Origin of the sequence: Natrinema sp. 1APR25-10V2, from assembly GCF_031626495.1 — an archaeon.
Classification (GTDB): Archaea; Halobacteriota; Halobacteria; order Halobacteriales; family Natrialbaceae; genus Natrinema.
This window is the reverse complement of sequence record NZ_JAMQOJ010000005.1, coordinates 251796-278018: the sequence shown is the minus strand read 5'-3', so window position 1 is coordinate 278018 and position 26223 is coordinate 251796. Positions and strand designations below refer to the sequence as shown.

The 26223-nt window shown below is 65.3% G+C and carries 25 protein-coding genes; 17 read left to right on the top strand and 8 right to left on the bottom strand.

Annotated features, from left to right (window positions below):
- Positions 1-3 precede the first annotated feature (3 nt).
- The 4 genes from NDO75_RS17220 to NDO75_RS17205 form a co-directional block, all read right to left on the bottom strand.
- Complete coding sequence (locus NDO75_RS17220) at positions 4-1818, bottom strand: ribosome biogenesis/translation initiation ATPase RLI (RefSeq protein WP_310907846.1); 1815 nt, start codon at positions 1816-1818, stop codon at positions 4-6.
- Between the two features lies 1 nt (position 1819).
- Positions 1820-2137, bottom strand: a complete 318-nt coding sequence (locus NDO75_RS17215; RefSeq protein WP_310907845.1) for a hypothetical protein — start codon at positions 2135-2137, stop codon at positions 1820-1822.
- Between the two features lie 96 nt (positions 2138-2233).
- Positions 2234-3133 carry a hypothetical protein gene (locus tag NDO75_RS17210; protein WP_310907844.1) on the bottom strand — a complete coding sequence of 300 codons (900 nt, stop codon included), beginning with the start codon at positions 3131-3133 and terminating at the stop codon, positions 2234-2236.
- Entirely contained in the window at positions 3130-3699 is a 570-nt protein-coding gene (locus NDO75_RS17205; protein WP_310907843.1) for a hypothetical protein, read from the bottom strand. The genes NDO75_RS17210 and NDO75_RS17205 overlap by 4 nt, the downstream gene beginning before the upstream one ends.
- Positions 3700-4125: 426 nt before the next feature.
- Between NDO75_RS17205 and NDO75_RS17200 the strand changes: the two genes are divergently transcribed.
- From NDO75_RS17200 to NDO75_RS17170, 7 genes are all read left to right on the top strand, one after another.
- Positions 4126-4638 carry a DUF1102 domain-containing protein gene (locus NDO75_RS17200; protein ID WP_310907842.1) on the top strand — a complete coding sequence of 171 codons (513 nt, stop codon included), beginning with the start codon at positions 4126-4128 and terminating at the stop codon, positions 4636-4638.
- Between the two features lie 39 nt (positions 4639-4677).
- A complete protein-coding gene (locus NDO75_RS17195; protein ID WP_310907841.1) occupies positions 4678-5826 on the top strand; it encodes a CARDB domain-containing protein in 1149 nt (382 codons plus the stop codon).
- Positions 5827-5996: 170 nt separating this feature from the next.
- A complete protein-coding gene (locus NDO75_RS17190; protein ID WP_310907840.1) occupies positions 5997-7172 on the top strand; it encodes a signal peptidase I in 1176 nt (391 codons plus the stop codon).
- 160 nt (positions 7173-7332) lie between these two features.
- A complete protein-coding gene (locus tag NDO75_RS17185; RefSeq protein ID WP_310907839.1) occupies positions 7333-8511 on the top strand; it encodes a DUF5305 domain-containing protein in 1179 nt (392 codons plus the stop codon).
- A gap of 208 nt (positions 8512-8719) precedes the next feature.
- Positions 8720-10330, top strand: a complete 1611-nt coding sequence (locus NDO75_RS17180) for a long-chain-fatty-acid--CoA ligase (RefSeq protein ID WP_310907838.1) — start codon at positions 8720-8722, stop codon at positions 10328-10330.
- 225 nt (positions 10331-10555) lie between these two features.
- On the top strand, positions 10556-10849 hold the full coding sequence (locus tag NDO75_RS17175) for a helix-turn-helix domain-containing protein (RefSeq protein WP_006180348.1): 294 nt from the start codon (positions 10556-10558) through the stop codon (positions 10847-10849).
- Between the two features lie 44 nt (positions 10850-10893).
- Entirely contained in the window at positions 10894-11307 is a 414-nt protein-coding gene (locus NDO75_RS17170; protein ID WP_310907837.1) for a hypothetical protein, read from the top strand.
- Between the two features lie 40 nt (positions 11308-11347).
- On the opposite strand, the gene NDO75_RS17165 is transcribed toward NDO75_RS17170, so the two are convergent.
- Positions 11348-12265, bottom strand: coding sequence for an NAD+ synthase (locus NDO75_RS17165; RefSeq protein ID WP_310907836.1), 918 nt, complete (start codon positions 12263-12265; stop codon positions 11348-11350).
- 334 nt (positions 12266-12599) lie between these two features.
- Positions 12600-13202: a hypothetical protein gene (locus tag NDO75_RS17160; protein WP_310907835.1), complete on the bottom strand. Its 603-nt coding sequence runs from the start codon at positions 13200-13202 to the stop codon at positions 12600-12602.
- Positions 13203-13368: 166 nt separating this feature from the next.
- Here NDO75_RS17160 and NDO75_RS17155 point away from each other — a divergent pair, with 166 nt between their 5' ends.
- The 4 genes from NDO75_RS17155 (at position 13369) to NDO75_RS17140 (ending at position 17231) form a co-directional block, all read left to right on the top strand.
- On the top strand, positions 13369-14094 hold the full coding sequence (locus NDO75_RS17155) for a bacteriorhodopsin (protein ID WP_310907834.1): 726 nt from the start codon (positions 13369-13371) through the stop codon (positions 14092-14094).
- A 218-nt stretch (positions 14095-14312) separates the two neighbouring features.
- A complete protein-coding gene (locus NDO75_RS17150) occupies positions 14313-15188 on the top strand; it encodes a bacteriorhodopsin (protein ID WP_310907833.1) in 876 nt (291 codons plus the stop codon).
- 203 nt (positions 15189-15391) lie between these two features.
- Entirely contained in the window at positions 15392-16180 is a 789-nt protein-coding gene (locus NDO75_RS17145) for a lycopene cyclase domain-containing protein (RefSeq protein ID WP_310908078.1), read from the top strand.
- Positions 16170-17231: a Brp/Blh family beta-carotene 15,15'-dioxygenase gene (locus NDO75_RS17140; protein ID WP_310907832.1), complete on the top strand. Its 1062-nt coding sequence runs from the start codon at positions 16170-16172 to the stop codon at positions 17229-17231. The genes NDO75_RS17145 and NDO75_RS17140 overlap by 11 nt, the downstream gene beginning before the upstream one ends.
- Positions 17232-17541: 310 nt before the next feature.
- On the opposite strand, the gene NDO75_RS17135 is transcribed toward NDO75_RS17140, so the two are convergent.
- Positions 17542-19413 carry a PINc/VapC family ATPase gene (locus NDO75_RS17135; RefSeq protein WP_310907831.1) on the bottom strand — a complete coding sequence of 624 codons (1872 nt, stop codon included), beginning with the start codon at positions 19411-19413 and terminating at the stop codon, positions 17542-17544.
- A gap of 155 nt (positions 19414-19568) precedes the next feature.
- Between NDO75_RS17135 and NDO75_RS17130 the strand changes: the two genes are divergently transcribed.
- Entirely contained in the window at positions 19569-21212 is a 1644-nt protein-coding gene (locus NDO75_RS17130; RefSeq protein ID WP_310907830.1) for a globin-coupled sensor protein, read from the top strand.
- A gap of 96 nt (positions 21213-21308) precedes the next feature.
- Positions 21309-22451 (top strand): M20/M25/M40 family metallo-hydrolase, encoded by a 1143-nt coding sequence (locus NDO75_RS17125; protein WP_310907829.1) that lies wholly within the window; start codon positions 21309-21311, stop codon positions 22449-22451.
- Positions 22452-22490: 39 nt separating this feature from the next.
- Here NDO75_RS17125 and NDO75_RS17120 read toward each other — a convergent pair whose 3' ends face one another.
- Positions 22491-22859 carry a hypothetical protein gene (locus NDO75_RS17120; RefSeq protein ID WP_310907828.1) on the bottom strand — a complete coding sequence of 123 codons (369 nt, stop codon included), beginning with the start codon at positions 22857-22859 and terminating at the stop codon, positions 22491-22493.
- Positions 22860-22922: 63 nt separating this feature from the next.
- Here NDO75_RS17120 and NDO75_RS17115 point away from each other — a divergent pair, with 63 nt between their 5' ends.
- The 4 genes from NDO75_RS17115 (at position 22923) to NDO75_RS17100 (ending at position 26164) form a co-directional block, all read left to right on the top strand.
- Positions 22923-23066, top strand: a complete 144-nt coding sequence (locus NDO75_RS17115; protein ID WP_310907827.1) for a hypothetical protein — start codon at positions 22923-22925, stop codon at positions 23064-23066.
- Between the two features lie 109 nt (positions 23067-23175).
- Positions 23176-24705 (top strand): carboxypeptidase M32, encoded by a 1530-nt coding sequence (locus NDO75_RS17110; protein ID WP_310907826.1) that lies wholly within the window; start codon positions 23176-23178, stop codon positions 24703-24705.
- A gap of 91 nt (positions 24706-24796) precedes the next feature.
- Positions 24797-25540: an SDR family oxidoreductase gene (locus NDO75_RS17105; RefSeq protein ID WP_310907825.1), complete on the top strand. Its 744-nt coding sequence runs from the start codon at positions 24797-24799 to the stop codon at positions 25538-25540.
- Between the two features lie 102 nt (positions 25541-25642).
- Complete coding sequence (locus NDO75_RS17100; protein ID WP_310907824.1) at positions 25643-26164, top strand: hypothetical protein; 522 nt, start codon at positions 25643-25645, stop codon at positions 26162-26164.
- The last annotated feature ends 59 nt before the right edge of the window (positions 26165-26223 follow it).

Sequence of the window (26223 nt, the reverse complement as noted above, 5' to 3'; positions counted from 1 at the left end):
CGTCTACGGCGCGTAGTAGTACTCGCCCTCGCTTTTCTGCTGGCGATCCAGCTGCGACTCGGGCTTGTTGATCCGCGGGCGCGAGGTGCGCTCGTCCCGGCGGAACGTGACCTCGAGGTTCGCGAGGAACTCGTTCATCCCGTCGCGCATCGGCTGCGGTTGGCCGGCGCGGCCGTGAACCGCGGGTTCGCCGTCGAAGACCATCAGCCGGTCGGCGAGCAGGTCCATCATGTAGATGTCGTGGTCGATGACCAGCACGGTGGCGTCCTGCTGTTCGGCGTAGCGCCGGATCGCCTTCGTGGCCTGCACTCGCTGTTCGACGTCCAGATGCGCGGAGGGCTCGTCGAGCAGGTAGAGGTCGGCCGAATCGGAGAGGCAGGCCGCGATGGCGACCCGCTGGCGCTCCCCGCCGGAGAGATCCGAGAGGTTCTGTTCCATGATCCGCTCGAGCTGGAGCGGCCCCGCGATCTCCGTGTTCCAGTACGACGAGCCGAACTGGTCGGTGATCGACGAGAGGAAGGCGTCGACCCGCATGTGCTGGTCGATGGTGACGTACTGGGGCTTGTAGGAGATGTCTAGATCGAGATCGGCATCGCCCTCGGTGGGCTCGAGGTTACCGGTCAACAGTTTGGCGAACGTCGACTTCCCGATCCCGTTGGGGCCGACGACCCCGAGCACCTCGTTCTCGCGGATCTCGCCGCCCTCGACCTCGAGGGAGAACTCGCCGTCGCCGTAGCTCTTGGTGAGGTCGGGGTACTCGACGAGGGTATCGGCGCGGGTCACGCTCCGGGGCGCGTGTTCCTCGAACTCGATCGGGTTCGGCCGGATCCGCATGTTCTCGTTGTCGAGATACCCCGAGAGGTACTCGTTGATTCCGTTGCGGACCGATTTCGGCGACGTGATGACGCCGTACGCGCCCGGCTCACCGTAGGCGACGTGGAGCGTGTCGGCGAGCAGGTCCAGGATCGCGAGGTCGTGTTCGATGACGAGCATCGACTTGTTCTCCTCTTCGGCGAGTTCGCGGATCAGCCGCGCCGCCGTCACGCGCTGGCCGATGTCCAGATACGGCGTGATCTCGTCTAGGAAGTAGAAGTCCGTGTCGCGGGCCAGCGTGGCCGCGATGGCCACCCGCTGGAGCTCGCCGCCCGAGAGGTCGTCGATCGACTGCTCCATCACGGGGCCGATCGAGAGCCGCTCGACCAGTTCGTCCAATGCTCCACGCTCGTTCGTCCGCTCGAGCAGCTCTCGAGTATTGCCGTCGAAGCTGTTCGGAATCTGGTCGACGTACTGGGGCTTGCGCGCGATCGTGACGTCGCCGTCGCGTACGTCCGCGATGTAATCCTGGAGTTCCGTCCCGCGGTACGCTTCCAGGACCTCGTCCCAGCCCGGGGATTCGTCGTAGCGGCCGAGGTTGGGCTCGAGTTCGCCCGCGAGGATGCGGACTGCGGTCGTCTTCCCGATCCCGTTGGGGCCGAGGATGCCGGTCACCTGCCCCTCCTGCGGTGCGGGCAGTCCGTACAGCGAGAAGGCGTTCTCGCCGTAGCGGTGGGCGGGTTCGTCCTGGAGTTCCTGCGGGAGGTTGATGATCTCGATGGCGTCGAACGGACACTTCTCGACGCAGATCCCGCAGGTCTCTCCCAGACAGATCTCCTCGGAGATGTGGATCTGTTCGGGCTGGCCCTCGTCGGCCTCCTCGCCGCGGAGTGTGATACACTCCTTGCCCGTGCGATTGGGCGGGCAGTAGTTCTTACACTCGTAGCTACACCGGTCGGGCTGACACCGGTCTAGATCTACGACGGCGATGCTGTCGTCGGCCATGTTAGCCCGTCGCCTCCGCGGTGAGGAGGATACCCCACGTGACGAACCACAGCGAGAACGTCATGAACGCGACGAACAGGTAGTGTTTCGTTCCGAACTCGTCCTCGCCGTAGATCCCCGAGGCGTTGATGAGCAGATACTGGACGAGGATCGCGCCCAGGACGAACGCGAGCGCCTGCGTGTTCTGGGCCGCCGCTTCAGACAACCCGACCCAGGTCGCGGAGGCCAGCGCCGCGGCGACGCCCAGCAGCGCGGACAGGGCGGTCACGCTGACCGAGCGAATGTGTTCGCGTCGGTCGCTGATCGATTCGGTCGACATGCATCGAAGTGGGGGGCCGGCGCTAAAAAGGCGTTCGCATTGATCGACGGATCGCACAGCTGCCAGTAGCGTGAGAAACCGAAACGGTCGCACCGATCAATTGACGTCGAAGGTATCGGATTCGGAGTCAGACTTGTCGCTGCGCTGGAACACAGCATCGTACGGGGCTGAATTCGCAGCTTGGGAACCCGATGCGTCGACTTGATTGATGGTTATCGTAACTGTTTCTCCCCCCGCTATCGTTTCGTTTGGATCGAATACGATTTCGTAATCGTGTCCGTTATTTCCGGCGGTTCGTCCCGATACCGAATCCGATGAGGTGGTCTCGATGGTCGTGCCGGTGTAATCAAGCCGGTTATTCTTCTGAACGTCTCGTAGCGTAATCGTCACCGTCTCGTTAGACGGTAGATCCGTTGTGAGATCGAACTCGATCGTCTGCGGCTGACTCGAGTTTCCATTAGTGAGGTTAGACGCGAAAACCCCGCTGAGCCCCGAGCTCGTCGGTGAGATCTGCCCGCTTCCCTTACCGCACTGGATATCGATAGTGACGGTAAACGTGGCGTTTGTGATCTGTACCGACGATCCCTCTGCTTCGGCCCGAAAACGGACGTCTTCTACGCCGAGAGTCGTCCCTTCTGCACATTCAACGGTAGCATCTGTCGAAGCGCCAGGGTCGACGTTCGTCGCGGCTGGGTGTGCCTGGAGTATTCCATCGCTTCCGTTCGGGATATGAACGACTTCGATCGAGACCGTCGCGACTTGGTTCAAGTTGTTGGAAACCGTTCCGATCTTCTGTGGATTATCATCGTTTCCGGCGACTTGGACCGTTTGATCGGTCGCATTGATCCCCAGTAACGCATTCTGGCTCGCCGCGGTTTCGACATTCATTCCCCGATCGGCGGCGAACGTACTGAATCCAAATACTGGTCCCCACAGTATCACTGCACCCACGACGAGGAAGACGAAAGCGAGTTTGCTGATCGCGTTCATCGTCACGGCGGTCGCTCCATCTCTCCGAGTCGCATTCGCCGGTTCTGACCCACGTGGACGACGGCCGAAACGGCGAACAGCGCGAACACCAGCGTCGCCCAGCCGAGCTCCGATATCGTCTCAGTCGGGATCAGCTCGAGCCACAACCCACCCATCACGACCGATCCAACTGCCGTCAAGCCCAGATAGTAGACCCCCCATGGGACGGAATCGCCAGGCACGATGTCGAGGTAGACGTCTAGCCGAGCCGCCTCGTCGGTGAGTTCGATCGTTCGGTCATCGAACTCGATCACGTCCGCGCGCTCGAGCGTCGGCAGATGCGTCTGCTGCAGCGAGGTGTAGACGCGTTTTCGCTCCGCTGAAGTGATTTCCTCGATCTCTTTATCGAGTTCCCAGGCAGCGACGTGCTCGGCGAGATCACCCAGCGTGACGGGTTCGTCCTCACGTTTGCAGTAGTGGATGGCGTACCGGCGACGCTGATTGCTCAATAGATCGAAAATTTCGCCTTCTCGCGACTGCTCGTTCTGCCCCGCAGTCCCGGTTGTCGTCGGTTGGCTCTCGCTGGTCGCCATCCCCCTAATCAGTACGAATAACAGTTCTACTGATACATAACGCTTGTTGCCGACGAGCTAGGTGATGATAATCGAGTACGCGATTTCAAGTCGGGTTTCCGATACCGGCGGTCGAAACCGTCTTTCGGTGGCGGTAGAACGGCGTGGCGCTTTCGGTCGCGAATCTCGACCCGTTCTCGAACCACGAGCGCAACTCGTTGACCTTCGATCGATGCTACGCGAGTCTCACCGGCGATGTTTCAGAACCGCTCACCGACCGGCCGCCTCGACAGGTGTTCAGGGTCGGCTTGAACGGCGGTATGGCCGGTCTTTCGACAGTTCCGGCCACTCAATACAAAGTAGGTGACGTTCATTGGATCGGGTAAGAACCACGCTGGTAAACCGTCGCGTACGTTCATCAGAGTGGTGAGAAATCAGATAATAATCATGAGACTGAATCGACGCAATGTGCTGTTCGTGCTTGGAACGACGATCCTCCTCGGCGGGATGCTCATCGCTTCGGGTGCGTTCAGTCAGGTTGAGGCGGACAGAACTGTGGCCGTGAATACTACCGGCGATGCAAACGCCGCGCTCGGGCTCGCCATCAATGATAATGCTAATCACTACAACGTAACCGATGCCAACGGAGGTAATGGCGTAGTGAAACTCCACTTCGACAACGCCAATGACAACGCGAAGATATACTACGACGACGTTCTGAACGTGTCCAACAACGATAACGAACAGATCACCGTAACGGCATACAGCAATCACAGTGCCGTCGAAGTCTATAACGCGACAGACGGGCGCCCCAGCACATTCGGTTCCGATAACCTTGCGGATCTTGAGACTTTGTCTAAAACTGATACGAAAACACTCGGAATCGCTCTCAACACAAGTGACACCTCCTTGGATTCTGGGGAGCCAACGATCACTATCGAGGCCGAACGCACTCAGTGACCATAATCACCGCTCGACCTCTGAACCGCTAATAGACTAATGGTCTCCCGATTCGCCGTATTGGTCGTTTTTGCTGCCTTCGCAGTCACCGTCCCGACCGGTGCGGCGGTCATCACAGACGCCGGAAGTGAGACCGACGCGGCGGACGGTCTTCAATTGACTCCGTCCACCGGACCCAACGGAGACTATGCGACCGTCTCTGACGGCGAACTCAGGCTCGATCTCGAGAATTTAAACGACGACGCCGTCACGCGCGCGGGCAACGTCTTCACGATCACCGTCACTGACGACGATGTCGAGCGAGTCTGGATCGAGAACGACGTTGCGGGACTCGCGTTCTACAGGGGTGGCGATCCGACCGACACGATCAGTAAATCCGACCCGCTCGAGCTATCGACCGACGAGACTGCCCACATCGGCGTCGCAATCGACACTCATACCGCCCAGAGCGGGACGGAGACGTTCTCGGTCGTCGCGGAGTACGACGAAACCGCGCCCGAATCCGGTTCCGAACCGGCCATCGCGGGGACGAACCTCACGGTCTCGCCGACGGCGCTCGAGACCGGCGACACGCTGACGGCCAATGCCACGTACCACAACTACGGCGACGAGACGGGGACGACCACGGCAGCGCTAACGGTCGACGGCACCGTCGTCGATCAGCGGACGCTCGAGCTCCGACCCGGCGAGACGAAATCGGTCGCGTTCGAGCGGACGATGTACTGGCCGGGCGCGTACGAGGTCGGGGTCGAGGGGGTCGGGAGCAGGCGGGTGACCGTCGAGGGGCCGCCGATCGAGGTGGTCAACGCCTCCGTCGACGATGCGACGGTCACCGCTGGGGAGTCGGCGATGATCCGGGCGACAGTCAGGAATCCGACCGACGCGCCGGTCGATCGCACGCTCGAGCTGGCGGTCGACGGGATCGTCGTCGAGAGTCGGGCCGTCTCGATCCCGGCCGACGGCGAGCGGACGGTGACCTTCGAGCGGGCCTTCGCCGAGCCGGGGACGCACGATATCGCAGTCAGTGGGGTGGCTGCGGGGGAGGTGACGGTCGAGGAACCCGGACCGTTTGCGATTCGAAACCGGGAGCTGTCGGCGTCGACGACGGCAGCGCTCGCGCCGCCGGCGACGGCGGGGCTGCTGTTCCTCGCGGTGACGGCGAACCGTCGCTGGGCGATCCTTCGATAACCGTCCCCGCGATCGTCGACGGATCGCCGGCAACGGTTCGGGTACGGTGACTCACTCGTGGCTCTCGAACTCGAGCCGTCATCGTCGGAACTCTCGCGGGCTTTATACTGGAGCAGACTCATAGTAAAGCCGAACCGTCAGCCAACCATGACCGTCCTCGCACCTCGCCTATGACTGCCGCCGACCTCCTCAAGCGGGGACTGGGCTTCGTCGTCGCGCTGGTCGTCGTCCTCTTGCTGGTCGGCCAACTCCTCGGGCAACCGATTCTCCTCGGCTACGTCGCGACCGGCAGCATGGAGCCGACGATGGACGCTGGCGACGGCTTCGTCGCGATCCCAAGCGTCGTCGCCGGCGACGTAGAGGAGGGCGACGTCGTCGTCTATCAGGCCAGAGAGCTCCACGACGGCGGGTTGACGACCCACCGCGTCGTCAGGGAGACCGACGACGGGTACATCACGAAAGGGGATGCGAACCCGTTTACCGATCAGGACGGCGGCGAACCGCCCGTCCAGGACGGACAGATCGTCGCCGAAGCCCTCCAGATCCGCGGAACGGTCGTAACGATCCCCCACCTCGGAGCCGCCGTCACGGCCATTCAGGGAATCGCGGAGCGGGCCTACGGGACGGTCGCACCGATCGTCGGCGTGACCGCGACGGCTACCTCCAACAGCCTCGGATCGATGCTGGTCGCGGTCGGCGTCGCCCTGCTCGGCTTCGGCACCGTCCTCGAGCGCCTCGGGCCGCAACACCGCGAGACGACCAGACGTCGCTCCCGCGAGAACGTGATCGCGTTCTGGACGGCGCTCGGACTCGTCTTGCTCGTCTTCGTTACGTTCGCGACCGCGGCGATGGTCGTCCCGTCGGGCACCTACGAGTACGGACTCGTCAGTACCGAGTCGCCCGGTGACGATCCGCAGATCGTCGCGCCTGGTGCGACGGCCGAACTCACGCGCACCGTCGACAACGCCGGCTACCTGCCCGTGGTGGTCGTCCACGACGCTGAGAGCGGCGGGATCGAGGCCACGCCGGAGTGGCAGACGGTCGGCGTTCGGGGGAGCGGCGAAACCACGGTGCGGCTCTCCGCACCGGAGCAAACCGGGGAATACACGCGCCACCTCGGCGAGTACCGCTATCTCGCCGTGTTGCCGCCACAGGTGTTAGTCTGGCTCCACGGCGTCCACCCGCTCGCCGCGATCGCTGCAGCCAACGGCGTCATCGTCGGTCTTTCCGTCGCGCTCATCCTCGTGATCTTCGGCAGCGGCGACGTCCGGTTTCGGACGCCGGGCGATCACGTCCCACTCTCGACCCGTCTTCAGCGCAAGCTTCGCAAGTGGCTCCGAGAGTGATCGACGGCGGGTGGAAAAGCCACTATGCTTATAATGGTAGATTTCCATCATTCATCCGTGATTATCCCGGTACTCGACCGTGCCCGCGGACTGGCGTCCCGCGAGCCGAACCGGGCGAGCGGACGGCAGGACCAATCGCGACTCGGCAGGTGTCCCACGAGTGATCGATAACCCGCGGCTCGACCTGTTGCTCGCACGAAGCGGTCGGTCGATCGTGATCGTGCTGGCCGTCGTCGGCGTGCTCGCCATCGGCGCGAGCGGCTGGGCCGTCGCGAATCCGGAGACCACGACCGCGCCGCAGTTCGGCGAGGAACGCGTCACGACCGACGTGGGGACGAGCGCGGTCGTTACCGAGAACGGAACGCTCTGGAACGAGGGCGAGCGGCTCACGGACAGTTCCGTCTACGTACTGAACGCCTCGCCGGAGCTGACGGTCACGCCGGAAACGCGACTGCGAGAGACGACCGGCGGCTCGCTCGAGGACGCGAACATCACGCACGAACTCGTCCTTCGATACGAGGCGACCCGGGACGGATCGACGTTCTGGAACGAGACCCACCGGGTGCTGCGCGAGTCACCGGCGGTCGAGGACGGCGTCGCCACGTCGGAGGCGACCATCGATATCGAAGACTACCGCCAGCGACAGCAGCGACTCCAGCGCGAGGTCAGCGGCATCGGCTCGGTCTCGCTCACGATGGAGCTTCGCGTCACCTACGAGACCGGTCGCCAGGCGGGGACGCTGACGTCGACCGCACCGCTGCAGATTACCGGGAACGCGTACTGGGTGGGCGGCTCGCTGTCCGACTCGGCGACCCACAGTTATCAAAGCGGCGTCGAGCGGACGACCGAATCCCGTAGCCCGGCGCTGATCGGCGGGCTGTCGGTGCTCGGGACGCTCTCGCTCGCCGGCGCCGTTGTCGTCGCCCGACGCTCGCCGACGGACATCGACGCCGCTCGGCGCGCGGTTCACGAACAGCGCTACGCCGAGTGGATCTCCCGGGGGTCGATCCCGATGTGGATCGGCGACTACCACGTCTCGCTCGACACGCTGGAGGACGTGGTCGACGTCGCCATCGACACCAACGAGCGCGTCGTCCACGACAAGCAGCGCGGGCTCTTCGCGGTCGTCAACGACGGCGTCGTCTACTACTACAGCGACCGCGGCCTCTGGGAGGAAACCGCCTGGCCGGAGATGGACCTCGAGGAACAGTCGCCCGTCGGAGTCGATGACGGAGATCTCTCCGCCGAGGATCTCTCGGAACTCGAGGGCGGTGAGGCGTTCACCTCGTCCGACGAGCCGGACTTCGATGACGACGAGGAAGTCTGGGAACGGCTCTGACCGGTTCCGTCGCCGCTCTCGAGGCCGTCTCTCGGTTCCCGTTCTCGCGTAGCTGGCGTCTATCGCGCCTCCCTCCGAAAGCAGCGTCGCTTCCCGCATCGATTCGGCCCGCCGTCTCCGCAACCCTGACTGTTGTTTTCACTGGCAGTTCCGAACGATAGATAATAAACGAAATACGTATCAGCTGGTTCCGCAAAAATTGCTGCGTATGGAAACGCCACTCATTGTCACGGATTTCCTCGAGCAGGCTCGCACCTACTACGGGGACGAGGAGGCGATCGTCGGGGTAGACGGCGACCGGTACACCTACGCGGAGTTCGGCGAGCGCGCCGACCGCTTCGCGGCGGCGCTCCAGGAGCGGGGCATCGAGAAGGGCGACCGTGTGGCGGTGCTGGATCCGAACACCCACTACCACCTCGAGGCGGCCTTCGGTGCGATGCAGCTCGGCGCGGTCCACACGCCGCTGAACTACCGACTCGAACCGAACGACTACGAGTACATCCTCTCGGACGCGGGGGTCGACGCGATCTACGCCGATTACGAGTACGCCGAGAAGATCGAGGCGATCCGCGACGACGTGCCGACGGAGACGTTCGTGACGAACGACGTCGACGCCGTGGAGGGTAACTGGGAGGGCTTCGACGCGGCGCTCGAGGAGGCTGGCACCGAGTTCGAACAACCCGAGATGAGCGAGGACGAGATCATCACGATCAACTACACCTCGGGGACGACGGGCGATCCGAAAGGGGTCTGTCGCACCCACCGGACGGAGACCGTCCACGCGTACTTGATGTCGATCTACCACGAGATCACCGACGACGACACCTACCTGTGGACGCTGCCGATGTTCCACGTCAACGGCTGGGGCCACATCTACGCGGTGACGGGTATGGGAGCGACCCACGTCTGTACGCGCGGGGTCAACGCCGACGAGGTCGTCGATTCGATCCGCGAGGAGGACGTCTCCTTCCTCTGTGCCGCGCCAGCGGTGCTCAATCAGCTGATCGACTACTACGAGAGCGAGGGCGAGCCCGAGATGATGGGCGACAAGCAGGTCCGGGTGACGACCGCGGGCAGCGCGCCGCCGGAGGCCACCATCCGGGCCGTCGAGGATCGCTTCGGCTGGTACCTGAAGCATCTCTACGGCGCGACCGAGACGGGACCGCTGATCACCATCTCCGACGCCAAGCGGCTGATGAACGACGAGAACCGCTTCGAGATCAAGAAGCGACAGGGGATGGGCGTCCTCGGCACCGAGGTCCGGGTCGTCGACGAGGACGGCGAGGACGTCCCCCGCGACGACGCGACGCTCGGCGAGATCGTCGTCCGCGGCAATCAGGTGATGGACCGCTACTGGAACAAGCCCGAGGAGACCGACGAGGCGTTCAACGACCGCGTGGAAGGTTACTACCACACGGGAGACCTCGCGACGGTCGACGAGAACGGGCTGATCGCCATCCGGGATCGCAAGAAGGACATCATCATCTCTGGGGGCGAGAACATCTCGAGCATCGAACTCGAGGACACCCTGTTCGACCACGACGCAGTGGCGGACGCGGCGGTGATTCCCGCGCCGAGCGATGAGTGGGGCGAGACGCCGAAGGCGTTCGTCGTGCCGTCGAACGACGATCCGAACGACCCGCCGGTGTCGGCCGACGAGCTAACCCAGTTCACCCGCGACCGGTTGGCGAGTTACAAGACCGTTCGCCGAATCGAATACGTCAAAGAGCTCCCCAAGACGGCGACCGGCAAGACCCAGAAGTACGAACTGCGCCGGCAGGAGTGGGAGGACGAAGACCGGATGATCGGCGAGGGGTGATTACCTCGGCCGGTCGCCGATGGGTCGTTCCCTCCCGATCGAACGCGTCCGATATCGGCACAGTCTCTACGACATATATGTGTCGTCCCGTCGGACGCAATTTTGACATCTCGCCGCTCGAGGGCTCAGACCAAATCGTACCCGCGAAAAGACGTAGTAATATATACCGATTTCCGTTCGGGTAAGGCTCAACTTTTATACTGCTGGGGCCTTTCGATTCGTAGTATGGCAGAGACCGACGGGGAGGAGATCGAAGACTTGCCACCGAGTGCGAAACTCGTCTTCAAGGTTCTCGAGTACGACGGGCCGCTGACCCAGAAACAGATCGTCGAGGAATCGATGCTCTCGGCCCGAACAGTTCGGTACGCGCTCGAGCGACTCGAGGAGATCGGAATCGTCGACGAGGACATCTACTTTGCGGACGCTCGCCAGAGTCTCTACCGGCTCGAGGAGCCGGTCGCGGCCGACGGCAACGGCGTCGAGGAGTCCCCGAAGAAGGACGCCTGCTGCGCGGAGTAGCGGTCGAGCGGTAGCATTATTTTCCAGCGGTGATCGTCTCCGGTATGGACAAAGAGCGGTTGCCGCGCTGGGGCTGGCTGATGATCGGGTTGTTTCTGGCCGTGTTAGTCGCGAACCTGCTCAATCTGCTCGTCCTCGTGCCGGCCGTCTTCCCGGAGACGTACCGGACGATCACGGTCATCGCGACCATGTCGCCGGTGGTGATCTACGTCGGCATCTGGTACGACGAGGACCGACAGGCGTACTGGGAGGCCTCACGGACGAAAATCGTCGGTGACGTGCTGTTCGTCGTGACGGGGGCTGCGATCGGGGCGGCGATGGCGCTCGTCGCCGTGGCTGATCTGGGGCTGCCGACCGTCCTGCTCGACATCATCGCGATGGCCGTCGGCTTCCTGCTGGCGTGGGGGCTGTTCTGGTGGCGAAACCCGGGGATGTACGCGGACGACCGCGAGCGCTGAATCGCGCCCGGATCCGCCGAGCGGAAACGCGGGAGCCGCTTCACTCGAGTCCGTCCGCGCCGTCTACGGTCCCGGTATCGCCGCGGCCGGCGATCCCCGGCGTCGGCGGCATCGATCGTTTGTGGGCGGTTCCGGCGTGTCGGGACGCGATTTCGTCGGCGGTCTCGCGGTCGATCCGGAGTTCGTCGGCGGCTTCGTCGACCGTTCGTCCCTCCTCGACCAGCCGGTAGAGCAGCGGGTCGATGTCGTCGTAGCGCGCGCCGAGTTCGCCGGCGTCGGTCTGGGTGGCCCAGAAGCCCGCCGTCGGCTCCTTGCTGACGATTCGGCGGGGGAGGCCGATGTGTTTGGCCATCGCGCGGACCTCCGTCTTGTAGAGGTCGCCGATCGGGTAGGCGTCGGCCGCACCGTCGCCGTGCTTGGTGAAGTAGCCGAGCAACACCTCCGAGCGGTTCGCGGTGCCGAGGACGACGTGCGACCCGCGGTTCGCCGCGTAGTAGGCCGCGACCATCCGGAGCCGCGCGGTCGCGTTGCCGATCTCGTGGTTGCGCTCGTTCGGCCGGTCCGCGTCGGCCGCCGGCGGCTCGAGCTCGCTCGCGACGGTCTCCTCGAAGGCCTCGAGCAGCGGTCGCAACTGGATCTCCTGAAAATCGATCCCCATTCCGTCCGCGATCGTGCGGGCGTCGCTGACGTGGGCCGTATCGGTCATGTTGCAGGGCAGACCCAGCCCGCGGACGTTTGCCGCTCCGACGGCTTCGACCGCCAGCGCCGTCGTCAGCGTCGAGTCGATGCCGCCGCTCATCGCGACGACGACCCCTTCGGCATCGGCGTCGGCGACGGTCGTCTCGATGTCGGCGACGATCCGTTCGCGTACCGTCTCTAGCGACCGGCGATCGGTGTAAAACGGTCCGTTCGTGTGACCGGTGTCCGAATAGACGAACGTCTTCTTATCTACGCTCATACGTGGGGATCACTCGTTTCCATTCTACTCTATCGGACGATTGTCTCACATAAGAAGCTAATCCTTAAACAGCTAGTAGTTCAGTGTGTGGTTCACACCTGCATGGGCGGCTCACGATCGGTTCGGTGGCCGTCCGTCCACTCTATAGTAACGGCTGCAACGGTTCACACATCGATCGCGCAGCCATCGTGCGATCGGGTGTACAGTGACGTTCGCTACTGTATTGCTATCCCTCCCTCGTTACGGAGAGACGTTCCTCTGGCCGGACTGTGTTCCACGGCAAAGCGCCCCCGACGCGACACAGATGCGTGCGACCGTTTCCGGTGTCGACGGTTTATTCGGAGGAGAGGTATCGGCCGACGACGTAGACGCCGAAGGAACTGATCGCCGCCGCGGCACCGACGGTCACTACGGATACCGAGACGCCGGTCTGTCTGTAAGGGTCTCGCGGCGCGGATTCGACGACTGCGGTGAACGTGTCGACGCCGGCGTGACCGAGCAGGAAGAACCCGATCGTGATCAGGATCGCGAAGCCGCCGGTCGCCAGTCCGAACATCGAGGCGACGTCCTCGACGTTCAGTAGCGCGTGTACCTGCGACTCCGAGAGGTGGGGTTCGTACCGTCGGCGCGTGATCGACACCGCGACGAGGCAGGTCGCGGTCCCCAGTTGGATGCCACCGGCGGCGACACCGACCCAGAGGACGAGCGGAGACGACCACAGCGGATTGCCGCCTGGAAACGCCGTCTGCACCGACGACGGATAGGTCGCGACGATCGGCACGACGAGCGCGAGCGCGAACAGCAGGCCGCTCTGGTAGACGAGCTTTTGCGGAATTCGGCGCTTGATCAGCGCGTATCGCTCCACTCTGAGTCGCTCGTACGTCGATTCACCGAGCAGTGCGTCTGCGATCGGATCGTTCGGATCAGTCGTAGTCATCGATTCTGGAGGGTGCTTTGCGTTCGGGCTATCCGATCGGACACAGAGCGTCCCGAAATACGCTGCGATTTTACCGCCAACGTCATATTCCCGGTCATTCACGCCAGTCTAGAGGTTATTTTCGTTAGGCTCAACCAGTATATATTTGCCCTCCATACCATCTCTCATGGTTGCCACAGTTGGCTCAGAATCCGTTTGGCTCTGGATCGGTACGATCGGGATGACGCTCGGAACCCTGTACTTCATCGGCCGCGGACGCGGCGTTCGCGACCAGAAGATGCAGGAGTTCTACATCATCACGACCTTCATTACGACTATCGCCGCTGCGATGTACTTCGCGATGGCGACCGGCTTCGGCGTCACCGAGGTCATGGTCGGTGACGAGGCGCTCACGATCTACTGGGCGCGCTACGCCGACTGGCTGTTCACGACGCCGTTGCTGCTGCTCGACCTCGCGCTGCTGGCGGGGGCGAACCGAAACACCATCGCGACGCTGATCGGCCTCGACGTCTTCATGATCGGGACCGGCGCGATCGCGGCGTTCGCGGCCACCCCCGGTACCCGGATCGCCTGGTGGGCGATCAGCACCGGCGCCCTGCTCGCGCTGCTGTACGTCCTCGTCGGGACGCTCTCCGAGAACGCGCGCGGTCGGTCTCCCGAGGTGGCGTCGCTGTTCGGACGGCTGCGCAACCTGGTCATCGTGCTGTGGCTCCTCTACCCGGTTGTCTGGATCCTCGGCACGGAGGGTACCTTCGGTATCCTCCCGCTGTACTGGGAAACCGCGGCGTTCATGGTGCTCGACCTCTCGGCGAAGGTGGGCTTCGGGCTGGTCCTGCTCCGCAGCCGCTCCGTCCTCGAGCGGGCCGTTTCGCCGACGGCTGCGCCGGCCTGAGGACGCGGCACCGACTCTCGACGATCGGCCTGGCGCCGCTCCGATAGCGGACGACCCGCGATCGATTCCGTCGGCGGTTCGAACGCGAGCTACCGACGGGCAGCCACCGCGATCGACGCGATAGCGACTCTCGAGCGCCGTTTCGGTCACCGCCCGTGAGTATCTGGATCGGGACGAACACTCGTTTATGTGTCGCGGTAGTGAAGTGATCTCCGTTCATGCAGTCAGCCCCCGCCCTCGGTTTTCGCGTCCAGAACGCCGTCCTGCAGAACGGGGCGGCGGATCAGGAACTGTTCGAGTACGTCTTCGGCGGTGACAACACGCTCCTCGCGCTATCGTTCGTCCTCAACATCGCCCTGGCCGGCCTCACAATCCTCGGTATCGCATATCTCGGGCGGAACCTGGCCGACCCCCGGACAAAGGCGATCGCGATGGCGCTGATGTTGATTTCGATCGTCTCGATCTCGAGTTACACCGGCCTCGCGTCGGGCCTCACTCTGAGCGTCGTGGAGATGCCGCCGGGCCATCCGGCCGCGGGCGCGACGACGGCTGGCCAGGACGGCGTCCTGGCGATGTGGGGTCGATACCTCACGTGGACGTTCTCGACCCCGTTCATCCTGATCGCGCTCGGGATGATCGCCGGGTCGAACTGGACGAAGATACTCACGGCCTGTGCGTTCACGATCGCGATGTGCGTCACTGGCCTGGCCGCCGCGTTGACCACGTCCTCGCTGGCGCTGCGGTGGTGGTGGTTCGTGCTGAGCACGATCTTCTTCCTCGTGATCGTCTACCTCATCCTCGTCGACTGGACCGCAGAAGCGCGGGTCACCGGCACGGCCGACCTGTTCGGGACGCTGAAGCTGCTCACCGTCGTCGGCTGGTTCGGCTACCCGATTCTCTGGGCGCTCGGCGTCGAGGGATTCGCCATCCTGGACGTCACCGTCACCTCCTGGGGGTACAGCGTCCTCGATATCATCACGAAGTACGTCGTGACGTTCGTCGCCATGCGCTACATCGCCGACGAGCCCAACGCGATCACCGGCGGGGCGGACTACGGCGCCAGCATGTCCGGACCCGTTCCGGGCGACGACTAATCGAACCGGTCCACGGCCGATCCGGATTGACGAGAGCGTTCCCGCCCGAACCGCATCTCCGCGACCGTCTTCGTCCGGTCCCGCTCGAGCGCCCTGGCACCCCTAACCAGTATGGACGCGGCTCTATTCCGTTCCCCGTCGTCTTTCTCTTCACGGAGGCTCCGGTTCCCACCGGGGCATCGACGGCGAACGCCGAACTGCTCATGACCGTCCCGATCACCTACCTCGGAATCCACGTCGCCTTCCTGCTGCCGCCAATCCTGATTCTGTGGTGGTTCGCGGCTCGGCGCGATCACGTCTGGTGGGGTGTTCGCCCCCTCTCGGGCCTCGGTGTCATGATCGTCCTCGCCATCGCCTACACGACGCCGTTTACGAACCATCTCATCCCGGTCGGCGTCTGGTGGTACGGAGACGGGGCAGTGCTCGCGACCGTCTGGCACACGCCGATCGAGGAGTACCTCTTCTTCGTCCTCCAGCCGATACTGACCGCGCTCTGGCTGTTCCAGGTGCGACCGACCGCCGATCGGTCGCTGGCGCTTCCCTGGGAACACCGACTCCTCGGCGTCGCCGGCGGACTGGCGATCACCGTCGTCGGCCTGCTGCTGTTGCTGCTCGGCGATAGCTCGACGTCCTATCTGGGCTGGCTGTTCCTCTGGGCCGGGCCGGTCCTCGCCGTTCAGTGGGGGTTCGGATCGACGTACCTGTGGGAGATCCGTCGGTCGCTGCTGGTCGCGGTCGCCGTCCCGACGCTGTACCTCTGGCTCGTCGACCGGATCGCGATCGAACTCGGCGTCTGGGTCATCTCCGACGCCCACACTACGGGGTACGCGCTCCTCGGACTCCCGATCGAAGAGGCGCTGTTCTTCCTCGTGACCAATCTCTTCGTCGTCCAGGGGCTCGTCATGTACGTCTGGGTGCTCGAGCGACTCGAGGGGCTTCCGGAGCGAACGAGCGGGTCCCAGCGGCTTCCGACGAGTTCCGATGAGTGGTGACGCGATCGATCGGCGCGCCGACGCACGAGCCAGATCCGAGAGCCGATCGCGGGCCGCTCGGCTGAGCCTCGGCTTCGGCTCGCTGCTCGCCGTCGCCGCCGTGGCGACGATCGCGTTCGGTTCGCCGCCGCTCGTCTACCAGTACGTGCCGCTGGCGCTCAGCGTCCTCGTTCTCGGACTCCCCCACGGCGCCGTCGACCATCTCGTGTTACCGCGGATCCGAGACGAGCCGGTGACCCCGCGATCGCTCGCGTTCGTCGGCGTCCTCTACCTGCTCCTCGGGGGCGCCTACGCCATCGTCTGGTTTCTCGCGCCCGTCGCCGCGTTCGTTCTGTTCATCCTCGTCACGCTCGTCCACTGGGGACAGGGCGACGTCTACGCGCTCCTCGAGTTCGTCGACGCCGACCACCTCGAGACGAGGGCCAGTCGTCTGCTCACCCTCGTCGTCAGGGGCGGCCTCCCGATGCTCGTCCCGCTGATCGCTTTCCCGTCGCAGTACGCGTTCGTCGCCGAGTCGCTCGTCGGGGCGTTCGATCCCGGCGCGGCGACCGTGCTCGAACCGATCTTTGCACCGTCGTTCCGGATTGCCGTGACGATCGGGTTCGGGTCCCTGATCGCGCTCTCGCTCCTGCTCGGGTTCCGTCGCACGGACCCCGGCGAGCGGTGGCCGTGGCTCGTCGACGCCGCGGAGACGATCGGCCTCGTCGGCTACTTCGCCACCGTACCCCCGATTCTCGCCATCGGGCTCTACTTCTGTCTCTGGCACTCGCTCCGGCACATTCTCAGAACGATACTCGTGGATACCGTCGCCAGCGCGGCCCTCGAGCGCGGGGCGATTCTGACCGCGTTTCGCCGCTTCGCCCGCGACGCGGCACCGTTGACCGTCGCCGCGCTGGCCGTCCTCGTCGGCGTCTGGATCGCCGTCCCGCGGACGCCTGCGACGGTCCCCGACGTCATCGCGGTGTATCTGGTCGCGATCGCCGTGCTGACGCTCCCGCACGTCGTCGTGGTCACGCTGCTCGATCGAGAAGCGGGGATCTGGTCGCACTGAATCGCGGTGTCGGTCACTCGCGCAAAAAATCCGCTCACTCACTCGCTTCGCTCACGGGCTGACGCCCGTTAGCGTTCTCGCGGTTCTCGCTCACTTCGTTCGCTCCGAACCGCTTACGAGGGAACGACCGTGATCGGATCCTTCCGATCGATCGCTCGCTCGAGTTCCTCCGCGATCGCGCTCCCTCTCGACACCTGGATCTCACACACGCACCTTTTTCTCGTCGGGTTCGTTCGCGTCGCTCACTCACCGCTCCTCGAAAAATCTGCACCAAAAATCCGCTCACTCACTCCGTTCGTTCACGGGCCGCTTACGAGGGAACGATCGTAACCGGATCCTTCCGATCGATCGCTCGCTCGAGTTCCTCCGCGATCGCGCTCCCTCTCGACACCTGGATCTCGCCGCCGCGGCTCACCGTCGCGGTGAAGAGGTAGTCGCCGGCCGCCTGCACCTCGACGGTCTCGCCGTGGTTGCCGTCGACGGGGATGACGATGTGTCTCGAGGTGATTTCGGGCTGGACCATCTGGCCGGCCTGCGACGCGCTGCCGCCGTCCGCGTTCGCGCTGCCGGCAGCGCCGCCCGCGCCGTAATTGGGGTTCTCGTCGTGGGTCCGCACGTCGATGTCGATCCCCAGGCGGTTCTCGACGTCGGTGATGCGCCCGCCGCCCTTGCCGATGACGCTCGAGATATCGTCGTCTTCGACGTAGACCACGGCTTTGTCCTGACTCTTGAGTTCGACGTCGACGTAGCCGCGGGCGATCGAGCGGATCTCGCGTTCGATCTCCTGTTTGGCGATCCGGTCGACGCCGGACTCGCTGCCGGGGCCGCCCTCCTCGTCTTTGAGCGGGACGGTGACGACCTGCCGGTTGAAGGTGTAGATCTCGTACTCGGGCTCGCCCGTCTGGAAGTTCGTCACCTGGATGACGGGTCGAGCGAGGTCCTCCTCGGTGAGTCCGGCGGGCACCTTGACCTCCGTTCTCACGTCGTAGACGGTCTCGACCTCGCCGGCCTCGATGTAGACGACGGTGTCGACGACCTGGGGGATCATCCCGAGTTCGACGCGGCCGACGAGCCGCTGGAGGGCGTCGATCGGCCGGGTCGCGTGGACGACGCCGATCATGCCCACGCCCGCCAGCCGCATGTCCGAGAACACCTCGAAGTCGTTGGTCTTGCGGACCTCGTCGTAGATGGTGTAGTCCGGCCGGACCATCAGCAGTGCGTCGGCCGTCTTCTCCATCTGGCCGCCCAATTCCGTGTACTGGGTGATGTCGGGGCCGACCTGCAGGTCCCGCGGTTTCTCCATCGTCTTGACGGAGTAGTCGTGATCGGCGATGTAGCGGGCGACCGCCTGCGCGAACGTCGACTTCCCCGCGCCGGGCGCACCCGAGATGAGGACGCCGCGCTGGCGCTCGAGCAGCCGCTCTTTCAACTCGTCGGCGTGCTCGTAGTCCTCGATGTCGGTCTGGGCGATCGGGCGGACGGCGGTGATCTCGATGCCGTCCGAGAACGGTGGCCGACCGATCGCGATCCGGTAGTCCCGGAACTGGACGATCTTCATCCCGGGCTCCGACAGTTCGATGAAGCCCCCGGGGGCCTCCTTCGCGGCGTCGACGACCTCGCGGGCGTACTCGTCCATCGTCGCCTCGTCGAGCGGTTCGTCGGCGATCGCCTCGTAGCGCATCGCGCCGAGTTCGCCGCGCTTGGCCTTCGGCACGGCGTCGGTCTTGAGGTGGACGCTCATCGTCTGCTCGTCGAAGAACTCCTCGATGGCGAGCGTGCCGACCTCGCGGACCTCGGGGGAGACGTACTCGACGTCGAGCCCCTTCGCCTTCGCGACCTCGGACTGGACGACGTCGCTGGTGACGAAGGTCGCCTCGAGGTCCTCCGCGAGGTCCCGAATGAGGGCGTCGATCTCGCCCTCGGAGGCGTGGCCCCGCTCGATGGCGTCGGGGCGCTCGCCGACGTACTCGAGGTCGACGACGCCGTCGTCGGCCAGCTCGGCCAGCCGCTGGAGCTCCGCTAAGCCGTCCCAGCCGCTGTCGATCCCGTCGTTGGCCTGCGCCTCGAGTTCCGCGACGACCGCCTCGGGGACGCAAATCGTCGCTCCCTCGAACTGCCCGTCTTCGATAGTCGCCGAGACGCGGCCGTCGATGACCACGCTCGTGTCCGGCACGACGTTCATACGTAAACTGGTCGTCGTACGCCCATAAGGGTGTCCACAGCAAATCCACGGGTCGCGTTCTCACGGCCCAAACACCGCCGCCGGCCTCCGATTCGTGTTCCTACCCGCTGGGAACATTCACAGAAAAGTAAACGACTGCCCGAACACGTTCTCGTATGCAACCGGAACAGACGTTTGGTCACGGGGGACTCAACGGCTTTCTCGACGTCGACGAACTCGTCGACCGCATCGGACTCGACGAGACCGAAATCGCCTGGCGAAAGCAGTTCATCGGGTTCGACGAGGCCGACGAGCAGCGGTTATCGGAGCTCGAGCCGCTGTTGCGCGACAACCGCGAGGAGATCGCCGACGACTTCTACGAAAACGTACTGCGGTACGAGGGGACCCGCGAGGTCATCGATCGCTCGCCGAAGGGCGTCGACGCCCTCAAGCAGACCCAGCAGGCGTACCTCGTCTCGCTGGCGACCGGCGACTACGACCGGTCCTATTTCCAGAACCGCGCCCGGATCGGCAAGCTCCACGAGCTGCTTGACATGCCGCTAAAACACTACGTGGGCCAGTACGGCGTCTACTACGACCTCATCCTCTCGCGGCTGAACGAGCGGGTCCAGGACCGCGTCGTCGACGCCATCGAGGAGTGGGCCGAGGAGCGCGAGGCCGAGCGGGACGGGGGCGGACTCGAGCGGTTCGTCGGCGCGCTGGGGCTCGGCGACGAGGACGACGAGGCGGACGGCCTCGAGGAGTCCTTCGAGGAGGCGGTCAGGGCGGCCATCGACGACGGGATGATGGACGTCCTCTCGCTGCTGCGGATCATCAATCTCGACCTGCAGGTCGCGACGGACACGTACGTCGACTCCTACGCCCGACGGCTCGAGGAGTCGATCGAGCGCCGGGAGCGACTCGCACGGGAGGTCGAACGCGACGTGCAACAGCCGATCACGGACCTCTACGACTCGAGCCAGGTGGTCGCGCGACGCGCCGAGGCGATCAGCGACCACACGGAGTCGCAGGCGGCCGGCGTGACGCGGGCCGCGAGCGAACTCAACGAAGTGAGCGCGGCCGTCGAGGAGGTCGCGAGCGTCGCCGACGAAGTCCGCGCGGAGAGCGACCGGACCGAGCGACTGGCCGCCGAGGGCGTCGACGCGGCCGACGACGCCTTGGACGAACTCGAGGCGATCGAGGACGCGACCGACCGCGTCGCCGACGCCGTCGACGCGCTCGCCGAGCGGACCGACGAGATCGACGAGGTGGTCGACCGACTCGACGACCTCGCCGAGCGGACGACGGTGCTCGCCGCGAACGCGAAGATCGAGTCTTCCCGCGGCGACGGCGGCGGCGGCGAGACGATGGGCGTCATCGCGAGCGAGGTGCGCTCGTTCGCCGAACAGACGAAGGCGGACCTCTCGGAGATCGAGTCCGCCGTCGAGGCCGTCCGCGAAGAGGCCGCGGCGACGGTCGAGACGACCGAGGAGACGGTCACTCGGGTCGACGCCGGCACCGACCGCGTCCGGGAGACGGTCGACTCGCTCGAGGCGATCCACGGGTCGGCCGAGAAGACCGCGGCCGGCATGGAGGACGTTGCGGCCGCGGCCGACCAGCAGGCCCGCGGCGTCGAAGTGGCAGCGGAGACGCTCGAGGATCTCTCGAACTCGGCCGATCAGGTCGCCAGTGCGGCGGAGTCGGTGGCGGCGGCCAGCGAGCAGCAGACGGCCAGCCTCCGTGAGGTACGCGACTCGGTCGCGCGGCTCACCGACGACGAGTCCGACGCGGAGCCGCCGGTCTACGAGCGGGTCGACTGAGCCGGAGCGCCGACGCGCGGTGATCCCGGCCACAACCGCTGGACGGCGGTCGCCCCTTCCGGTGGACTGAACATCGCGGCCGTCGAGACGCCAGCTATGACTCTCGTCGATCTGACGCGCGACCTCGTTTCGATTCCGAGCCACGAGGACGAGACCGCCGCGGGCGACTTCCTCGAGGAGTGGCTGCGCCGCGAGACCGACGCCGACGTACAGCGGGACGACGCCGGCAACGTGATCGCCCGAAAGGGAGCGGGCGAGGAGTCGCTCGCGCTGGTCGGCCACCACGACGTCGTGGAACCGGCCGAGTCGCAGGTCGCCGACGCGGACGGGGACGGCGCGACCGAATACGCCGTCGAGGAACGCGACGGCCGCCTCTACGGCCGCGGGACGGCGGACATGAAGGGTGCGGTCGCGGCCGCCCTGCTGGCCTTCCGCGATAGCGAGGTACGAAGTACCTCGAGCAGCCGGACGCAGTCCGGCGATGCCGATCCCGCGGGTGAACTCGTCTTCGCGAGCTTCGTCGGCGAGGAGACCGGCGGCGTCGGTTCGCAGCACGCGATCGACCACGGATTCGCGCCCGACTACGCGATCGTCGGCGAGGGATCGACGAACTACTCCGGGCCGGACGTCACCGACGTCGCCGTCGCCCACAAGGGCCGGCGCGGGAGCACGATCACCGCCCGCGGGACCGCGGCCCACGCCAGCGAGGCCGACGCCGGCGAAAACGCCATCTATCGGGCCACGGCTGCCGTCGACCGCGTGCGCGAGCTCGAGCTCCCGTCGGTCGACGTGGCCGGCGAGACGCTCGACGGGCGGCTCACCGTCACCGAGATCGAGGGCGGCTCCGCGTGGAACGTCGTTCCGGCGCGCTGTGAGTTCACGATCGACGAACGGACGGTGCCGGGCGAGCGCGCTCCCCTCGAGCGCGTCGACGCACTCGAGGGGGTCGAGTGGACGGTCGACCAGGACTGGCCCCCGATGGAGTGTACGGACGAGTCCTTCGCCGAGGCCGTGCTCGCGGCTGCCGACGATTCGCAAGACGGCACACCGGAACTCGTGACGAAACCCCACGCGACCGACGCGGGCTGGCTCTCGGCGGCCGGCACCGAGTGTGTGATCTACGGCCCCTCCGAACCCGGCGAGGCCCACACCGACGACGAGAGCGTCTCGATCGCCGTCCTCGAGCGCTGCCGAGAGACCTACCGGCGAATCGCGGAGACGTGGCCGACTTCACGATGACGCCGTTTCTGGACGCCGGCGGCGGCGTCGGTCCGCCGATCAGACGCCCGGGACGCCGACTGCGCCGAAGCTCGCGACGCCGAGCGCGGCGAGGACGTAGAGGACGATCAGGACGGTGACCCAGGCGACGAGCCCGATCATCGCCGCGGCGGTCCAGTCACCGGGATACCGCCAGTTGATCACCGCGACGTACGCCAGCAGGGCGAGCAACGGCCCGAGGAGGGGGATCCAGCCGACGAGGAAGCCGACGATGGCCCAGACGATCGCGCCGATCAACGCGGTGACGATGGCGTGATCGTAGCTCGTCCGACCGACGATAATTCGCGCGCCGGCGTAGATGCCGAGCGCACCGATCAGCAGGCTCACGAGGAACACGACGAGCGACGCGAGGAGTGAAGTAGCGACCATGACACCCCGTCGTACGTCGACCCGGCGGAACAGCCCGCTGCTTGCACGTTCTATACGGCTATCATGGATTCTGCGTTCCTCCGACGCAACGGTTTCCGAGGCCGTCCCGACGACGGTTCGACCCTCTCGACGCTCGAGACGTTCGCCTGCCCCGCGTCGCTCCCCGCGCCGCTGACCATCGACGCGCGACCGGCAGTTCGGGACTGACACGGGACCGAATCGTCTCTCCCCGGCGTCCGTGGTTCGAGGGGGAGTCCGACGCTCGCGGTGTCCGGAACCCAGACGTTGATACAGCGTCCGGTCGAACGAGACGAACATGGCGACCGATCAGGCCCCCGGTGACGCCGAGGCCGACACCTACGAGCAGTTCGAACGGCGAGTCAAGCGCATCTCGAACGTCGGCAACGCCGCCGGCATCCTCCAGTGGGATCAGGAGGTCGTGATGCCCGACGAGGGAACCCCCGCCCGCGCACAGCAGCTCTCGACGCTGTCCTCGCTCAGTCACGAACTGCTAACCGACGACGAGACCGGCGAGTTGCTCGAGCAGTTAGAAGGCGAGGACCTGACCGACGAGCGGGCCGCGGTCGTCCGCGAGGTCCGCCGGAAGTACGACCGCGAGACGAGCGTTCCCCAGGAACTCGTCGAGGAAATCTCCGCGACGGCCTCGAACGCCCATCCCACGTGGAAGCAGGCCCGCGAGGAGGACGACTTCGAGGAGTTCGCGCCGACCCTCGAGAAGCTGGTCGCCCTCAAACGCGAGTACGCGGAGCACATCGACCCCGACGCCGATCCCTACGCCGTGCTCTTTGCGGACTACGAGCCGTACATCGACCTCGAGACCGCCGAGCGCGTGCTCGAGCGGCTACGCGAGGAGCTCGTCCCGCTGATCGAGGCCGTTCAAGAGAGCGACGCGGAGCTCGCCACGGACGCCTTCACGGGCGAGTTCGACGACGACGATCAGGAGGCTCTCGCGCGCGACGTACTGGATTCGCTCGGTTACGACTGGGAACGCGGCCGACTCGACACCGCGCCGCACCCGTTCTCCTCGGGGACACAGTTCGACGCGCGCGTGACGACCCGGTTCGAGGAGGACGACCTGCTGGGATCGATCACTTCCACGATCCACGAGTTCGGTCACGCCAACTACACCCTCGGACTCCCGGACGACGGGTACGGGACGCCGCTGGGGGAAGCCCGTGATCTCTCGGTCCACGAATCGCAATCGCGGCTCTGGGAGAACCACGTCGGCCGCTCCCGTCCCTTCTGGGAGCACTTCCTCCCGATCGCCCGCGAGCGGTTCGCCGAACTCGAGGACGTGTCGCCCGAGGAGGCCTACGAGGCCGCCAATCAGGTGTACGACGACAATCTCATCCGGGTCGAGGCGGACGAACTCACCTACCACCTCCACATCGTGATCCGCTTCGAGATCGAGCGCGATCTGATTCGGGGCGACCTCGAGGTCTCGGAGGTGCCCGAGGTCTGGAACGACAAGTACGAGGAGTACCTCGGCGTGCGCCCCGAGACCGACGCGGAGGGCTGCCTGCAGGACATCCACTGGTCTCACGGCGACTTCGGCTACTTCTCGACGTACTCGCTGGGCTCGGTGCTCGCCGCGCAGTTGTACGCCGCCGCCGAAGCCGACCGCGGCGAGTTCGACGACCAGATCCACGAGGGCGAGTTCGACGAACTCAACGGCTGGCTCCGCGAGAACGTTCATCAGCACGGCAAGCGCTACGTCACGCCCGACCTGATCGAACGCGCCACCGGCGAGGAGCTGACCGCCGATCCCTTCCTCGAGTACGTCACCGAGAAGTACGGCGAACTGTACGACCTCGAGGACTACTGAGGCGCCGATTCCGTCTCCGTTTCGGGCGGTTCGCCGACCTCACGATCCGCGACCCTCGATTTTAGGTCGCTGCCCGTCTAGCCGTCGACCGATGACGAACTCACTCGAGCAGAAAACGGCGATCGTCACGGGCGCGAGCACCGGCATCGGCGCGGCGACTTGCCGCGAACTCGCGGCCGCGGGCGCGAACGTCGTCCTCGCGGCGCGCAGCGAGGACCGATTGAACGAGATCGCGGACGATCTCGAGACGAGCCACGGCGTCGAGACGCTGGTCGTGCCGACGGACGTCCGCGAGGAGGGAGACGTCGACGCGCTCCTCGAGGCGACCGTCGAGCGGTACGGCGGGATCGACGTGCTGGTGAACAACGCGGGACTGGCCCGCGGGGGCGAGGTCGAGTCGCTGTCGACCGACGACTACGAGACGATGCAGGAGACCAACGTCGACGGCGTCTTCTACGCGACGCGGGCGGCGATCCCCCACGTTCGCGAGCGTGACGGCCACCTGATCTTCGTCGCCAGCTTCGCCGGCCGACACCCGCGGCCGTCCAACCCGGTTTACGCCGCCACGAAGTGGTGGGTCCGGGGCTTCGCCAAGAGCCTCGCGGCGCAGGTCGGCGACGACGATATCGGCATCACGATCGTCAACCCGGCGGAGGTTCGCTCCGAGTTCGGAGCGGCCTACGGCGAGAGCTTCTCCGAGCGGTTCGACGAGGGAGAGGTCACCGAACCCGAGGAGGTCGCCCAGGCGATCCGCTTCGCCGCGAGCCGCGGGGGCTCGAGCATCAGCGAACTCGATATCAACCGCCGGGATAAGTTCGCGGACACCTTCCACTGATAGCGGTGGCGGGGAGCGGACGATCGGACCCGGCAGCCCCCTATAAAACGAGGCTGGGAGTGCCGGGTGCGGACTCACCCGTTCCCGGTTCCTCTCACGGGTATGCGAGTATCCATCCCGCGCGTCCCCGGCGTCTACTTCGACACCGACGGCGAATCGACGGCAAAGACCATCGCTCTGAGCGCCGTCGGGCGAAGAGCACCGAAACCGCAGGGCTACGCCCTTCAGGCCCTCCCGTACCTCTGGTCGTTCGACGTCGACCTCCGCGAGGTCCCCAACGACCACCCGATTCAGTACCTCCACCCCGAGGGCGCACGGAGTATGGGCGAACTCTCGCCCAAGCGGGGCGTCCACGAGGCCGGCACCGAACTCGAGTCAGTCCTGCGGTTCGTCTGGTCAGTCAACCAGGAAGTGGAGTCGGCGACCGGCCAGTTACTCGGCATGTCGTCGGACGAGGACGGCGTCACCATCGAGGTTCAGGAGGGCGCCATCAGCGCCGATGGCTCGTCGCTCGAGACCGACGCGTTCGATATCGATAACGACGATATCGGCGAATCGGGAACCGACGAGTTCGACGTTCACGAGCCCGATCACGACCGGTTCGATCACGACGCCGAACCGTAAGTCGTCCGCAGTGTCTCTCGAATCGACCCGCCTGCGACACCGAGCACCTCGAGCGGGGC

Excerpts from the sequence above, each read along its gene's own strand:
- NDO75_RS17200 (WP_310907842.1), top strand. The coding sequence starts at position 4,126 with ATGAGACTGAATCGACGCAATGTGCTGTTCGTGCTTGGAACGACGATC.
- NDO75_RS17220 (WP_310907846.1), bottom strand. The coding sequence starts at position 1,818 with ATGGCCGACGACAGCATCGCCGTCGTAGATCTAGACCGGTGTCAGCCC.
- NDO75_RS17165 (WP_310907836.1), bottom strand. The coding sequence starts at position 12,265 with ATGAGCGTAGATAAGAAGACGTTCGTCTATTCGGACACCGGTCACACG.
- NDO75_RS17155 (WP_310907834.1), top strand. The coding sequence starts at position 13,369 with ATGGTTGCCACAGTTGGCTCAGAATCCGTTTGGCTCTGGATCGGTACG.
- NDO75_RS17110 (WP_310907826.1), top strand. The coding sequence starts at position 23,176 with ATGGCGACCGATCAGGCCCCCGGTGACGCCGAGGCCGACACCTACGAG.
- NDO75_RS17190 (WP_310907840.1), top strand. The coding sequence starts at position 5,997 with ATGACTGCCGCCGACCTCCTCAAGCGGGGACTGGGCTTCGTCGTCGCG.
- NDO75_RS17115 (WP_310907827.1), top strand. The coding sequence starts at position 22,923 with ATGGATTCTGCGTTCCTCCGACGCAACGGTTTCCGAGGCCGTCCCGAC.
- NDO75_RS17170 (WP_310907837.1), top strand. The coding sequence starts at position 10,894 with ATGGACAAAGAGCGGTTGCCGCGCTGGGGCTGGCTGATGATCGGGTTG.
- NDO75_RS17105 (WP_310907825.1), top strand. The coding sequence starts at position 24,797 with ATGACGAACTCACTCGAGCAGAAAACGGCGATCGTCACGGGCGCGAGC.
- NDO75_RS17215 (WP_310907845.1), bottom strand. The coding sequence starts at position 2,137 with ATGTCGACCGAATCGATCAGCGACCGACGCGAACACATTCGCTCGGTC.
- NDO75_RS17120 (WP_310907828.1), bottom strand. The coding sequence starts at position 22,859 with ATGGTCGCTACTTCACTCCTCGCGTCGCTCGTCGTGTTCCTCGTGAGC.
- NDO75_RS17130 (WP_310907830.1), top strand. The coding sequence starts at position 19,569 with ATGCAACCGGAACAGACGTTTGGTCACGGGGGACTCAACGGCTTTCTC.
- NDO75_RS17145 (WP_310908078.1), top strand. The coding sequence starts at position 15,392 with ATGACCGTCCCGATCACCTACCTCGGAATCCACGTCGCCTTCCTGCTG.
- NDO75_RS17100 (WP_310907824.1), top strand. The coding sequence starts at position 25,643 with ATGCGAGTATCCATCCCGCGCGTCCCCGGCGTCTACTTCGACACCGAC.
- NDO75_RS17150 (WP_310907833.1), top strand. The coding sequence starts at position 14,313 with ATGCAGTCAGCCCCCGCCCTCGGTTTTCGCGTCCAGAACGCCGTCCTG.
- NDO75_RS17205 (WP_310907843.1), bottom strand. The coding sequence starts at position 3,699 with ATGGCGACCAGCGAGAGCCAACCGACGACAACCGGGACTGCGGGGCAG.
- NDO75_RS17180 (WP_310907838.1), top strand. The coding sequence starts at position 8,720 with ATGGAAACGCCACTCATTGTCACGGATTTCCTCGAGCAGGCTCGCACC.
- NDO75_RS17175 (WP_006180348.1), top strand. The coding sequence starts at position 10,556 with ATGGCAGAGACCGACGGGGAGGAGATCGAAGACTTGCCACCGAGTGCG.
- NDO75_RS17140 (WP_310907832.1), top strand. The coding sequence starts at position 16,170 with ATGAGTGGTGACGCGATCGATCGGCGCGCCGACGCACGAGCCAGATCC.
- NDO75_RS17135 (WP_310907831.1), bottom strand. The coding sequence starts at position 19,413 with ATGAACGTCGTGCCGGACACGAGCGTGGTCATCGACGGCCGCGTCTCG.
- NDO75_RS17160 (WP_310907835.1), bottom strand. The coding sequence starts at position 13,202 with ATGACTACGACTGATCCGAACGATCCGATCGCAGACGCACTGCTCGGT.
- NDO75_RS17195 (WP_310907841.1), top strand. The coding sequence starts at position 4,678 with ATGGTCTCCCGATTCGCCGTATTGGTCGTTTTTGCTGCCTTCGCAGTC.
- NDO75_RS17125 (WP_310907829.1), top strand. The coding sequence starts at position 21,309 with ATGACTCTCGTCGATCTGACGCGCGACCTCGTTTCGATTCCGAGCCAC.